Origin of the sequence: Microbacterium plantarum, from assembly GCF_035231185.1 — a bacterium.
Taxonomy (GTDB): Bacteria; Actinomycetota; Actinomycetes; order Actinomycetales; family Microbacteriaceae; genus Microbacterium; species Microbacterium plantarum.
In genome coordinates this window covers 1,422,517-1,435,336 of sequence record NZ_CP141117.1, presented here as the reverse complement: position 1 = coordinate 1,435,336, position 12,820 = coordinate 1,422,517, and the positions used below count along the sequence as shown (strand labels likewise).

The following is a 12,820-nucleotide window of genomic DNA, read 5'->3' as shown; positions in this document are numbered from 1 at the left end:
CCTGGTTCGAGTGTTGCGGGTCGTTCGGATCAGTGATGGAGCGCGCGGACGGGGATGTCCGCGGTGGGGAGATCGGTCGGCGTCGGGGCTTGCGTTCCCTCGAGCGCCGCGGCCGCCGAGCCGTACCGGATGGCGGAGACGAGCGCGGCTGCCGGGTCCGCGCCGCGCGAGTCGGCGAGGAGGAAGCCCGCGAGCGAGCTGTCACCGGCACCGACCGTGCTGCGGACGCGGGTGGGGGGCGGAGTCGCTGCCCACGCGCCGCGGTCGGAGACGAAGACCGCACCGTCGCCACCGAGGGTGACCAGCGCCGCGCCGACCGCCGCGGGGACCAGCTCGCGAGACGCGAGGTGGACGGCGTCGGCGAGGGTGTCGGCCGCCGGCAGCGGCGCGCCCAAGAGATCGGCGAGCTCCTCGTCGTTGGGCTTGATGAGGTCGGGACGTCCGTCCGCGACGACGGCGCGCAGCGCGGCTCCCGACGTGTCGACAGCGATCCGTGGGGCTTCCTCCCCCAACCGGTCGCGAACCGCGCGGATGACGCGGACGTAGGCGTCATCCGGCAGGCCGGGCGCGAGCGAGCCGGCGAGCACGAGCCACTGGGCACCGCGCGCGCACTGCGCGACGACGTCGATCACGTCGTCGAGGTCGGCCGCGCTCAGAGCCACACCGGGGAGATTGATCTTCGTCGTCTCGCCGGTCGGGTCTGTGACCGCGATGTTCGCGCGAGTGCGGCCGTGCACCGCGACCGTGCGCACGTCGACATCCCCGTCCGCCAGCACCGCAGCGAACGGGTCGGCGGGGTCCAGGGGAAGCACGGCGAGACTGTCGACCCCCGACGCGTGCAGCACGCGCGCGACGTTGATGCCCTTGCCGCCGGCATCCTCGCGGACGGCGGACGCCGTCTGCACCTCGCCGACGCGCAACGACGCATCGATCGAGATGGTCCGGTCGAGCGACGGGTGCACCGTCAGGGTCACGATCATGCGATCCATACCTCCACGTCGGCCTCGCGCAGGGCGCGGGCGAGCTCCGAATCCGGCTCCCGGTCGGTCACGACGACGTCGAGGTCCGAGAGGTCGGCGAACGACACGAGCAGTTCGGCGTCGAACTTGTCGGCATCGACGAGGAGGATCACGCGCCGGGCTCCGGCGACGATGGCGCGCTTCACGGCGGCCTCGTCGGGGTCGGGCGTCGTGAGTCCGGCATCTCGGGCGATGCCGTTCGTGCCGAGGAAGGCGACGTCGGGCCGCAGCCGCGTGATGGCGCCGACGGTATCCGATCCGACGGCCGCCGCGGTGAGGCCCCGGACGCGTCCGCCGATCGCCGTCAGGCCGATACCGGCCGCTCCGGCGAGCGAATGGGCGATCGTCATCGAATGGGTGACGACCTCGAGCCCGGTCGGCGCACTGCGCTCGATGAGTGCGTCCGCGAAGGCGCCGGTGGTCGTGCCGGCATCCACGTAGATCGATCCGGTCCCGGACGGGAGCGCTGCCAGAGCACGCCGGGCGATCCGTTCCTTGGCCGCCGAGTGGCGCTGGGAGCGTTCCGCGACGGATGGCTCGGCGGTGCTGACGCGCTCCGCCGACACCGCGCCGCCGTGAACCCGGCGGAGAACGCCGGTCTCCTCCAGGGCCGCGAGGTCGCGCCGGACCGTCTCGGTCGTGACATCGAAACGCGAAGCGAGGTCGACGACGGCCACGCGACCGTGGGCGGCGAGCATTCGTTCGATGAGCTGCTGGCGCTCCATTGCGTACACGACATCCTCCTTCGGATGCCCACACGTTACAACGCATTCACACGCAAAGCAACAGAAAGCAACACGGTATTTGGTCCCACCGCGAAGGACGAAGAAGGGAGGTGCCGGCCGCAGCCGACACCTCCCCTTCAGGCGAGTCCGAGGCTCAGGCCTCGCTCATCGCGATGACCTCCTGCTGACCGCGTGCTGCGAGCGCGGCGGCACGAGCGGCGATGCGGCGCTCCTGCTCGATCTGGCCGGCGTCGAGGGTCTCCTGGTCGACCGGGTAGCTCTCCACCTTGTTCACGCCGTTGTACTTGGCGATGTAGGCATCGAGCTCGGGACCCGACTCCCACGAGGTGATGAGGCAGTAGCGCGGCTCGTCACCGTAGTGAGCTGCCGCGTGCCACAGGCGCTGGGTGTCGACGATGAGCTGCGCACCGGCGGGCAGCGCGATGCGGGTCTCCTCGCTGGGGTCGGTGCGGTTCTCACGGAGCACGAAGTAGCTCGTCTTGTCATCCGTCAGGTTGAAGAAGCCGCGAACGACCCAGCCCGTGCCGTCGGGGTTGAGGCGGTTGTTGTCGTCCTGGTGCAGGTTGTAGAGGCAGTCGGCGTACGTGTTCGGCTGCAGCTCGATGATGCGGCAGCGGCCGACGTTGGCGCCGGGCTCCTGCGCACGCGCGGTCAGCGTCGGAGCGATCGCGGTCTGCGAGTCGATCCACACGCCGTCCTTGTCGGTGCGCGGCGGCTTGTGGTTCCAGAAACCGTTGCACTCGATCTCACCCTTGGCCGAGGCCAGCGGAGCGAAACGGGTGTCGCCGGAGGACTTCCAGTCGACGTACTCGACGTCGAGCCACTCCTTCGGATCGATCTCCTTGTTGTAGCGGTCGAGGACGACGTAGCCGGTCTCCTCGAGGGCAGCGGACTTGATGTAACCCATGACGGATCATGACCTTTCTGTCGGACAAGCGAAGTTTTTACAGGCCCGACTTAGGTCAGCCTACCTAGGGCTCCTGAACGCGCCGGTAGACTCGTCCGGGGTTTTCGAGGAGCGATTTCGGAGAACATGAGCACTGCCACGAATGTCGAAGCGACCGCCGTCAACACGATCGGCTGGCTCTCGGCATCCGAGACCACCATCGTCGTCCCGGTCTATCAGCGGCAGTACCGCTGGGACATCGGCGGGTGCGAGCAGCTGCTCGGCGACATCCGGTCGGTGTCGGCCTCCGACGACACTCATACCCACTTCATCGGATCGATCCTCTCCACCGCGAGCACCTCGTCCGACGACGACGCGCAGCTCGTGCTCATCGATGGTCAGCAGCGGATCACGACCCTGATGCTGCTCGTCGCGGCACTCCACCACACGCTGCGCGACGACGATCCCGACCTCGCGCGGGAGCTCGAGGCGGTGCTCGTCCGCGCCGACGACCCGACGCGCACCAAGCTCCGTCCCCACCGAGCCTGGGCCGACGTCTTCGAGAGCGTCGTCCTCGACCGGCGCTCCCCCGAAGACGAGCAGCGCGCCTCGCGCTTCGACGACAACTACGCGTTCTTCCGCAGCCAGATCCGGCCCGGCGAGGCCGCCGCGCTGTGGCGCGGCCTGCAGAAGCTCGAGCACGTCGCCATCACTCTGGGGGCGCAGGCCAACGCTCAGCAGATCTTCGAGAGCCTGAACTCCACGGGCGAGCCGCTGCGCGACCACGAGCTCATTCACAACTACGTGCTGATGGGGCTCACGCACGGCGAGCAGAACGAGATCGAGCAGGAGTACTGGCTCCCGATCGAGCAGAACACCGGCGACGCGATCGGGTCATTCTGGAACCACTACCTCGTCATGCTCACGGGGCGCGAGGTGCTCATCACCGGAGGACGCGGCGTCTACGACGTCTTCCGGCAGCAGTTCCCCCGGCTCGACATCGGCAGCCTGCGGGAGCACGCGACGAGCTGGCGGACGTTCTCGGAGATCTACCGCGAGCTCCTCGACCCGGCCACGAGCGACGACCCCGAGGTCGGCCGGCAGCTCGGCTACCTCGCGGTGCTGGGACGTCAGATGTTCCCGCTCGCGATGCGGCTCGTTCACGACCAGCGCGCCGGCATCCTGCCCCGCGACGAGCTGATCGCCCGTCTCGAAGACATCCAGTCGCTCCTGCTGCGCCGTGTCGTCGTCGGCATCGCGACGGAGCGGCTCGTCGCACGGCTGTGCCGTGCGTACGCCGAGGGGCCGGACGCGCTGACCCGCGCCATCGCGCGAATAACGCCCTCGGACGAGCGCGTGCGCGTCGGACTCAAGTACAGCGACCTCCCCCACCCGCGCTACGTTCTCGGCCGCCTCGCCGACGTGGATCCCGCAGACCTCCTCGACGTTTCGCCGGTCTTCCCTGCCGGTGCCGGCGACGACTGGTCGGGAGACGGCACGCGACGCTTCGCCGATTACAGCGAAGACGAGCAGAACAGCCACCGCGCCCTGGCGCACACGATCGGCAACCTCACGCTGCTCGAACAGGATCGCGCGGAGCGCGCGCTAGACGCGACCTTCCCGCAGCTGCGTCCTCTCCTCGCGGGCAGCTCGGTGCAGATGTCGCGCGACGTGGCCGAGCGCCCGAGCTGGGACACCGCAGCCATCGGGGCGCGTACCGAGGAGCTCGCGGCGCGCTTCGTCGAGGTCTGGCGCCGTCCCGCGCTGACAGGGATCGACGACGACAACCTCACGCCGATCCTGGATGCCAAGCTGCGACGGGGCTGGCCGCGTGGCTGGCAGCGCGAGTTCGACTACGTCGAGTTCCGTGGTGAGCATTGGGAGGTGCCTGACGTCCGGTACCTGTTCAACCGCGTCTTCAAGCGCCTCTGGGTGGACTCCCGTCAGAGCGTCGTCGACTTCAGTGCTCGTCGCGGGGGCCCGGTGTACCCGGCGATGGCATGGAACGGCCAGTGGGACGAGCTCGGCGAGGGCAGCTATCTCTACATGGGTTGGGACTCCCGTTACATGCTCACGGCCGTTCAGGGTGTGCTCGAAGAGGCCGGCTGGGCGTCGGAGGTCTTCCTGAAGTACTCGTACATCGGCGAGGCGATGCGCTGATCGCCTAGCAGAGTCGGAAGCGCGGCGTCAACGACCCCGACGCCCCGCCTGCGACCGCGTAGCTTCACTGTTGTACGTGAGCGGCTCGGTAGAGACGGTGTTCGGGTCACTTTCTCCCAGGGCTCACTGACGGCCCCGCCGTGAGATCTCATCTCCGGCGGGGTCGTCCCCTTCTCCGGAGTCGTTCAGACCGGGTGTCGTAGAATTCCGTGTGCTTCCCGACACGATCTCCCCCGCTTCCGTAGCGCCCAGCGGCATCGATCCGGCCGACCTCGCCGCGACGCTCCGCGTTCTGGAGCAGCTCGCCGATATCGACCATGCCCACCCGGACTACGTCACGGTGCGTCGCGCGACAGCGGCGATGTTCAAGGCGGCGAAGAAGGTGCGGCGCCGTGAGATCCGGGATGCCGTTGCCTCCGCCGACCGCGCCGTGGTGCACGCCACCGCGACCGGCGCCCCCGACCGTATCGACGACGAGACCCGCGGCATCCCGATCTCGTCGTCCACGACCGCTCCGATCGCCGGGACCCTCATCAAGGCGCGCGCCTGCTACATCTGCAAGCAGCCGTACACGATCGTGGACGCCTTCTACCACCAGCTCTGCCCGGACTGCGCCGCCCTCAGCCACGCGAAGCGCGATGCTCGCACCGATCTCACGGGTCGCCGAGCGCTGCTGACGGGAGGCCGAGCCAAGATCGGGATGTACATCGCGCTCCGACTGCTGCGCGATGGCGCGCACACCACCATCACGACGCGTTTCCCCCGCGACGCGGTTCGCCGGTTCACGAGCCTGCCCGACTCGCCGGAGTGGATCGACCGGCTCAAGGTCGTCGGCATCGACCTGCGCGATCCCGCCCAGGTCGTCGGACTCGCGGATGACGTCGCCGCGGCCGGTCCGCTCGACATCCTCATCAACAACGCGACGCAGACAGTGCGGCGCTCCCCCGGCGCCTACCAGCCCCTCGTCGACGCCGAGCTCTCCCCGCTGCCGGACGGACCGCTGCCCGAGCTGGTCACGTTCGGTCACACCAACGACATGCACCCGCAGGCGCTCGAGCGTTCGGTGAACGCTCACCCCATCCTCGCCGCCGCAGCCTCGCGCGCCGACGAGCTCACCGAGCAGGCGATGGCCGCGGGTTCGAGCTCGCTCGAACGCCTCGCCGCCGGCACGGCGATCGACGCCGGCGGACTCATTCCCGACCTCGACAGCGTCAACTCGTGGACGCAGCGCGTCGGCGACGTCGACCCGCTCGAGATGCTCGAGGTCCAGCTCGCCAACACCACGGCCCCCTTCCTCCTGGTCTCGAAGCTGCGCGCCTCGCTCGCCGCGAGCCCGGCCCGCCGCACCTACGTCGTCAACGTCAGCGCGATGGAGGGCGTCTTCAACCGCGGTTACAAGGGCCCCGGCCACCCGCACACGAACATGGCCAAGGCCGCCGTGAACATGCTCACACGCACGAGCGCGCGGGAGATGTTCGAGACCGACGGCATCCTGATGACGAGCGTCGACACCGGATGGATCACCGACGAGCGTCCCCATCCGACCAAGGTCCGTCTGGCCGAGGAAGGCTTCCACGCCCCGCTCGACCTCGTCGACGGCGCCGCCCGCGTCTACGACCCGATCGTTCGCGGCGAGGCCGGCGAAGATCTGTTCGGGGTCTTCCTCAAGGACTACTCCCCCGGCGCATGGTGAGGCTCCCCGCCCCCGGCAGCCGTGTGGTAGTCCGCTACCTGCTGCCGACGGGACAGGCGACGGACGCGCTTGGCGAGCTGCTGAGCGCCGACGACGAGCTGGTCGTGGTGGACGGCAAGCGCGGGGTCGAACGTATCCGCCGCTCGGACATCGTCGCGGCCAAACCCGTCCCGCCGCCGCCGGCGCCGAGGCCGCGCCGCACCTGACCTCCGCTCCTGCTCAGCAAGAACACGAAAGCCCGCGAACCGATGACTCGGACTCGCGGGCTTTCGCTTCGAGGCGTCAGGCGTCAGGCGTCGGAACGCACGAGGATCTTCGCCCCGGCCCCACCACGGAGCTTCTCGATGGCGCCGACGACACCGTCGATCGGGACCTCCTCGACCCATCCCGTCGTGTCGTAGACGCCGCGCGACATCGCGTCGATGACGGCGTCGAAGTCGGCCGGCAGGTACGCCAGCGCCCCGGCGATCTCGGTCTCGGCCATCACGAGCTGCGTCGGCGAGAACTCCATCGCGCGCTCGTGGATCGCCACGACGACGAGGCGGCCGCCGGGCACCAGGCTCGCGAGTCCCGACGTGATGGCGGGGCCGGCGCCTGCGGCGTCGAACGCGACGTCGGCACCGCGTCCGTCGGTCAGCTCGGCCACCGCGGCGGCGAGGTCGCCCGAGACGGGGTGGACGACCGTGGCACCGAGCGCGGCGATCGTCTCACGCCGCGAGGCGCTCGGCTCTGAGACGAGGACCTTCTCGACACCGCGAGCCTTGAGAGCGAACCAGACGCCGATGCCGATGGGACCGGCACCCGCGACGATCGCGGTCTGCCCCGCCTTCACGAAGGAGCGCTCGACCGCGTGCCACGCGACGGCCATGGGCTCGACGAGGGCGCCCATCCGCAGATCGACGTTCTCGGGGAGCTTGTGGAGCATCGACGCCGGAACCGTCGTGTATTCCGCCATGCCGCCGCCGTGAGAGCTGAGGCCGTGGAAGCCGATCTTCTGGCAGGCGTTGAACATGCCCTTCTGGCACGCGGGGCACTCGCCGCAGTAGTAGACGGGCCAGACGGCGGCGCGGTCGCCGACCGCGACCCCCTCGACCCCGTCGCCGACCTCGACGACGGTTCCCGCGAACTCGTGACCGAGGATCTGCGGAAGCTGCGCGCCCGTCACGGGGTGCGGCTCGTCGAGTGTGAGGCCCGCGGCCTCCGGAGCGTAGTAGACGTGCAGATCCGACCCGCAGATACCCGCGAAAGCGTTCTTCAGCTTCACCTGGCCCGCGTTCACCGTCGGTTCGTCGACGTTCTCCACACGGAGGTCTTCCTTCGCGTGGAACACTGCTGCCTTCATCGTGATCTCCTCTCGTTCGGCCGCGTTACCGCAGCCACCATTCCGGTGATGCGGCGAGGATCGCCCTCGTCGCCCACGCCACGTCGTCCGCGCCGGAGCGCAGCCAGACCTCGATCGCCGCGACCGTCCCGCCCGCCGCGTACGCGACGGCGATCTCTCGCGTCGACTGGTCGTCCATCGCGGGCGGCTCGATCTCGGGATGCCGCGCGAGCCATTCCTCGAGGCCGCCGGCGACGACCCGCTCGAGCACGCCACGAATAGGTGCGGCGAGCGAAGGATGCAGCGCCCCGCGGTACACGTCGGCTCGCTTCTTGACGTGCGAGAGCAGCAGGGCCTCGGCTGTCGAGAGCGAGTCGAGCTCGCCGACGTCGGAGAGAGCCTCCGCCAACTCGACGCTCAGCGCGTCGGCGACGAGCGCGACGGGCGAATCGGCGTGACGGTAGAACGTATCGCGTGTCACGCCGGCCGTGCGGCAGATCTCGGAGACCGACAGATCCGCAAGCGGACGAACAGCGGCCAGATCGAGCGCGGCCCGGCGCAGTGCCTCTCGGCTGCGCATCGACCGCGGGTCCATGTGATCAGCCTATCCGACACCTGTCAGACAGTGGGCGGCTCGCTGCGTGATCCCGGCTCGCCGTCGGCGTCGGCGTCGGCGTTTTCATCCTCCGTCGCGGTCGGAACCGCCAGCGGAATCGAGATCGACGCGATACCGCCCCCGCCGAGCAGGTCGCCCGCAGGGTCGGCGGCCGGCGGCTCGTCGGGCAGCAGCTCGGCGTTCGACTTCCGACGAACGGGCTCGGAGGGCAGACCCGCCCATTCGCTCGGTTCCTCGGGTCGCTGCGTGAAGAGTCCCATACGCCCATTGTCACTCGGCGGCACGCCGTTCGCGGCCGCATGGCCGTCGCCTTGCGATGATCGTCTGGGTGCTTTGCACGACCCGCCCCTCCGCTGCACCCGACGGCGCCCCCGGACGGCATATTCGAAGCTCAAGAGAAACCAACGTGCAGATTCCCTCTCCCGCTGCCGCAGCACCGCGTTCCGCACCCACCCCGGCGCTGCTCACGACGCAGTTCCTGTTCAACACGGGCTTCTACGCCGTCGTGCCCTTCCTCGCGCTCGTCCTCACCGAGGACTTCGGCGTCGCGGCCACCACGGTCGGACTGATACTCGGGGTCCGCACGTTCGCCCAGCAGGGCATGTTCCTCGTCGGCGGGGTGCTCGCCGACAGAATCGGCGCGCGCCGCGTCATTCTCCTCGGCTGCGCCGTTCGCGTGGCCGGGTTCACGACGCTCGCGGCATCCCTACTGCTGGCACCGCCCCAGCTCGCTCTCTTCGTCGCCGGGACCGTCCTCACGGGCCTCGGCGGAGCGTTGTTCTCACCGGGGCTCAACGTGCTCCTCGCGGACGCCGAGGGCCGGCGACCGGCCGCGGGAACCGGACCACGTGCCTCGCTTTTCGCCTGGCTCAGCATCACCGGCGAGCTGGGAGCTGTGACCGGCCCCGTCATCGGTGCCGCTCTCCTCGGCTGGGGCTTCGAAACGGTCGCCCTCTGCGGGGCCGGCTTCTTCGTTCTGATCGGACTGTTCCTCGCATTCTCGCTGCCCGCCGCGAGCCGCGAACACACGTCGAAGGTCGCGGCGGGCCCGACGAGACGCTGGTGGTCGTTGCGTGACCGGCGCTTCGTCGGCTTCTCGGCCGCTCACGCCGCCGATCTGCTGGCGTACAACCAGCTCTACCTCGCGTTGCCGTTGCAGCTCGCCACCACGGACCACCCGGCCACCGCGACCGCCGGGATGTTCGCGTGGGTGTCGGTCCTGACGCTGACGCTGCAAATCCCCGTCGCCCGCTGGTCGGCGCGCGTCGGCGCGCCGGTCGCCCTTCGCACCGGCTACCTGCTGTCCGCCGCCGGCTTCGCCGTCGTCGCGGTCGGCGCGCTGACGCCGGTGGCGGATGCCGCACGCGTCACGATCGTCGTCGTCGCGGCATCCCTCGTCGTGGCGGGCCACATGACGACCAACCCGACAGCCCTGTCGCTGGCGCCCCGCTTCGCGGAGGATCGTCCGACAGGGTCGTTCTTCGGCCTGCTCGCCACCTGCGGGGGCATCGCGGTGCTCATCGGCAACCTCATCGTCGGCGTCCTGCTCGCGATGCCCGGGACATCGGCTGCCGCCTGGCTCTTCTTGGCCGCACCGCTGATCGTGGCGGCGGTCGTGGCACCGCGGCTGGCACCGTCTGCCCGGCCTCGCTGACCGCGGCCACGTCGCACACGAAACGGAAAAGCCCCGCCGAAGCGGGGCCTTTCTCGAAGCTGGGGTACCTGGACTCGAACCAAGAACAACTGAACCAGAATCAGCCGTGTTGCCAATTACACCATACCCCATGGTCGGTTTGACCTCAGTCGCACCGAGGATCAACTATACCCGACGGATGCGGTGGGGCCTAACCGAGCGCCGCCCGGGCGCGTCAGCCGACGCGCTGGACGAGCGCGTCGAGCCGGCGGATGGTCTCGGCCTTGCCGAGCAGCTCCATCGACTCGAACAGCGGCGGCGACACGCGACGTCCGCTGAGGGCGACACGCAGCGGGCCGTAGGCGACACGCGGCTTGAGCCCGAGCCCCTCGATGAGGGCGGGCGCGAGGGCATCCTGCACCGCGGCTGCGGTGAAGCCCTGCTCGGGAACGAGCTCGAGGGCGCCGACCGACGCGACGAGCACCTCCCCCGCGTTCGCCGGAAGACCCGAGAGCGCATCGTCGTCGTAGGCGACCTCGGAGCGGAACAGGAAGCCGAGCAGACCCGGTGCATCGCCGAGCAGCTGCATCCGCTCCTGGACGAGGGGCGCCGCGGGCGCGAGGATCTCGCGCTGCGCCGCCGTGGGAGGGTTCTCGATCAGCCCGGCGCCGGCGAGGTAGGGCACGAGGCGCTCGGCGAAGTCGTCGGGCGCGAGCATCCGCACGTGGTCGCCGTTGATCGACTCGGCCTTCTTCTGGTCGAAGCGGGCCGGGTTCGGGTTCACGTCGGCGATGTCGAACGCGGCGATCAGCTCGTCGCGCGTGAAGACGTCGCGATCGGGCGCGATCGACCAGCCGAGGAGCGACAGGTAGTTCAGTAGCCCCTCGTGAATGAAGCCCTTCTCGCGCTGCAGGAAGAGATCGGCCTTCGGGTCGCGCTTCGACAGCTTCTTGTTGCCGGTCTCGCCGAGGACGAGCGGCATGTGACCGAACCGCGGGACGAAATCGGTGACCCCGGCCTCGATGAGCGCCGCGTACAGCGCGAGCTGACGCGCCGTCGACGGCATGAGGTCCTCGCCGCGCAGAACGTGGGTGATGCCCATGAGCGCGTCGTCGACGGGATTCACGAACGTGTAGAGCGGAACGCCGCCGGCGCGAACGATGACGAAGTCGGGGAACGACCCGGCGGGGAAGGTCACCTCGCCGCGGATGAGATCGACGAAGGTGAGGTCGTGGTCGGGCACGCGCAGGCGCCATGCGGGCTCGCGACCCTCGGCACGGAAGGCGGCCTTCTGCTCGCCGGTGAGGTCACGGTCGAAGTTGTCGTAACCGAGCTGCTTCGCGCGGCCGTTCGCCTCGTTGCGGGCGTCGATCTCCTCGGCGGTCGAGTACGACTCGTAGACGACCCCGGCGGAGATGAGCTTGTCGAGCACCTCGCGGTAGATCTCGTGGCGCTGCGACTGGCGGTACGGCGCGTGAGGGCCGCCCTTCTCGACGCCCTCATCCCAGTCGATCTCGAGCCACCGCAGCGCTTCGAGCAGCTGCTGATAGCTCTCCTCGCTGTCGCGCGCGGCGTCGGTGTCTTCGATGCGGAAGACCATCTTGCCGCCGTTGTGGCGCGCGTAGGCCCAGTTGAACAGGGCCGTGCGGATGAGGCCGACGTGCGGCAGACCGGTCGGCGACGGGCAGAACCGCACGCGGACATCGGTTCCGGCGGCGGTCGTGGTGGCGGGGTGCGGTGCGGTGGACATCCCCTCCAGCTTAGTTCTCGTGAGCGTCGCCGCCGGTGAGCTCCGCGACGACCGCCCGCAGGTGGCCGAGGACCGATGCCACCGCGGGAACCCGGCCCGCTCCGCCCGCGGAGACCGCGTGGATGGCGCGGCGTTCGCTCGCGGGAAGCGGTCGCGTCACCACACCGGGGAGGAGAGGGAATGACGCGACCGCGAGCCCGGGAAGAGTGGCGACACCGATTCCCTGGGCCACGAGCTGCTCGACCGCGACGAAATTGTCGGTCTCGAAGCGGATCGCGGGCTCGAACCCGGCTCGGCCGCACACCTCGAGCAGATGACCACGGCAGCGGGGGCATCCGGCGATCCAGGCCTCGTGCGCAAGTGGCGCGATCTCGATGGCCCCCGACCCGCGGGCGGCAGGGTGGTCGGCCGGCAGCACCGCCAGCAGGTCGTCGTACCCGATGACCTCGGTGTCGAGTCCTCGGACGTTCTCACCGTGCGGGTCGCTCCGATCACCCGGGTAACCGAACGTCAGAGCGATGTCGGCCCGGTCTGCGCGCACATCGGCGATCGCCTCGGGCGGCTCCGCCTCGACGTATGTCAGGGTCAGCCCCGGCTCCGCCAGGGCGAGCCGGTCCATCAGCCGCGGCAGCACCGTCGGCGAAGCGGAGGGGAAGCCGACCATGCGCACGGTCCCCGACCGCAATCCGGCGAGCTCGGCCAGTTCACCGGAGGCCGCCTCGATGACCGTCGCGACCGCCGCCGCGTGCCGGGCGATCACGCGGCCTGCTTCGGTGAGCCGCATCCGTCGCCCGACCCGCTCGACGACCGGCACGCCGAGGCGCTGTTCCAGCCGCTTGATCTGCTGGCTCACGGCCGGCTGACTGTAGCCCAGGGCCGTCGCTGCCGCCGTGATGGAGCCACCGTCGGCGACGGCGCGCACGACGCGCAACTCGGTGACGTCGAGACGATAGTCCGGGGTATCCATCCGGATAGATAACTAGGCGTGATGCTTTG

The 12,820-nt window shown here is 69.7% G+C and carries 12 protein-coding genes and 1 tRNA gene; 4 read left to right on the top strand and 9 right to left on the bottom strand.

Annotated elements, in window-relative coordinates; all coding sequences use genetic code 11:
• Window positions 1-29 precede the first annotated feature (29 nt).
• The 3 genes from VC184_RS06875 to VC184_RS06865 form a co-directional block, all read right to left on the bottom strand.
• Entirely contained in the window at window positions 30-980 is a 951-nt protein-coding gene (locus VC184_RS06875) for a 1-phosphofructokinase family hexose kinase (RefSeq protein WP_282502498.1), read from the bottom strand.
• Complete coding sequence (locus VC184_RS06870) at window positions 977-1,753, bottom strand: DeoR/GlpR family DNA-binding transcription regulator (protein ID WP_282502497.1); 777 nt, start codon at window positions 1,751-1,753, stop codon at window positions 977-979. Before VC184_RS06870 ends, VC184_RS06875 begins: the two co-directional genes overlap by 4 nt.
• Before the next feature lie 145 nt (window positions 1,754-1,898).
• Window positions 1,899-2,672 carry a hypothetical protein gene (locus VC184_RS06865; RefSeq protein ID WP_023951035.1) on the bottom strand — a complete coding sequence of 258 codons (774 nt, stop codon included), beginning with the start codon at window positions 2,670-2,672 and terminating at the stop codon, window positions 1,899-1,901.
• A 126-nt stretch (window positions 2,673-2,798) separates the two neighbouring features.
• Here VC184_RS06865 and VC184_RS06860 point away from each other — a divergent pair, with 126 nt between their 5' ends.
• The 3 genes from VC184_RS06860 to VC184_RS06850 all read left to right on the top strand — a co-directional run bounded on the left by VC184_RS06860 (window position 2,799) and on the right by VC184_RS06850 (window position 6,710).
• Window positions 2,799-4,811 carry a DUF262 domain-containing protein gene (locus VC184_RS06860; RefSeq protein WP_323987610.1) on the top strand — a complete coding sequence of 671 codons (2,013 nt, stop codon included), beginning with the start codon at window positions 2,799-2,801 and terminating at the stop codon, window positions 4,809-4,811.
• Between the two features lie 211 nt (window positions 4,812-5,022).
• Window positions 5,023-6,504 (top strand): SDR family NAD(P)-dependent oxidoreductase, encoded by a 1,482-nt coding sequence (locus tag VC184_RS06855; RefSeq protein ID WP_323987609.1) that lies wholly within the window; start codon window positions 5,023-5,025, stop codon window positions 6,502-6,504.
• Complete coding sequence (locus VC184_RS06850) at window positions 6,498-6,710, top strand: putative acetyltransferase (protein ID WP_269266438.1); 213 nt, start codon at window positions 6,498-6,500, stop codon at window positions 6,708-6,710. Before VC184_RS06855 ends, VC184_RS06850 begins: the two co-directional genes overlap by 7 nt.
• Window positions 6,711-6,793: 83 nt before the next feature.
• Here VC184_RS06850 and VC184_RS06845 read toward each other — a convergent pair whose 3' ends face one another.
• Genes VC184_RS06845 through VC184_RS06835 form a run of 3 tightly spaced genes read right to left on the bottom strand, consistent with a single transcriptional unit; the run spans window position 6,794 to window position 8,701 of the window.
• Complete coding sequence (locus VC184_RS06845; RefSeq protein WP_323987608.1) at window positions 6,794-7,846, bottom strand: 2,3-butanediol dehydrogenase; 1,053 nt, start codon at window positions 7,844-7,846, stop codon at window positions 6,794-6,796.
• A 25-nt stretch (window positions 7,847-7,871) separates the two neighbouring features.
• Entirely contained in the window at window positions 7,872-8,420 is a 549-nt protein-coding gene (locus VC184_RS06840) for a TetR/AcrR family transcriptional regulator (protein ID WP_323987607.1), read from the bottom strand.
• 23 nt (window positions 8,421-8,443) lie between these two features.
• The gene (locus VC184_RS06835) at window positions 8,444-8,701 is read right to left on the bottom strand and encodes a hypothetical protein (RefSeq protein WP_282502494.1); all 258 of its coding nucleotides are present in this window, start codon (window positions 8,699-8,701) and stop codon (window positions 8,444-8,446) included.
• Window positions 8,702-8,847: 146 nt separating this feature from the next.
• Here VC184_RS06835 and VC184_RS06830 point away from each other — a divergent pair, with 146 nt between their 5' ends.
• Entirely contained in the window at window positions 8,848-10,095 is a 1,248-nt protein-coding gene (locus VC184_RS06830; RefSeq protein ID WP_323987606.1) for an MFS transporter, read from the top strand.
• 59 nt (window positions 10,096-10,154) lie between these two features.
• Here VC184_RS06830 and VC184_RS06825 read toward each other — a convergent pair.
• The 3 genes from VC184_RS06825 to VC184_RS06815 all read right to left on the bottom strand — a co-directional run bounded on the left by VC184_RS06825 (window position 10,155) and on the right by VC184_RS06815 (window position 12,791).
• A tRNA-Gln gene (locus VC184_RS06825) sits at window positions 10,155-10,226 on the bottom strand.
• An 83-nt stretch (window positions 10,227-10,309) separates the two neighbouring features.
• On the bottom strand, window positions 10,310-11,824 hold the full coding sequence (gene gltX / locus VC184_RS06820) for a glutamate--tRNA ligase (RefSeq protein WP_323987605.1): 1,515 nt from the start codon (window positions 11,822-11,824) through the stop codon (window positions 10,310-10,312).
• Window positions 11,825-11,834: 10 nt separating this feature from the next.
• Complete coding sequence (locus tag VC184_RS06815) at window positions 11,835-12,791, bottom strand: LysR family transcriptional regulator (RefSeq protein ID WP_269266444.1); 957 nt, start codon at window positions 12,789-12,791, stop codon at window positions 11,835-11,837.
• Window positions 12,792-12,820: the final 29 nt, after the last annotated feature.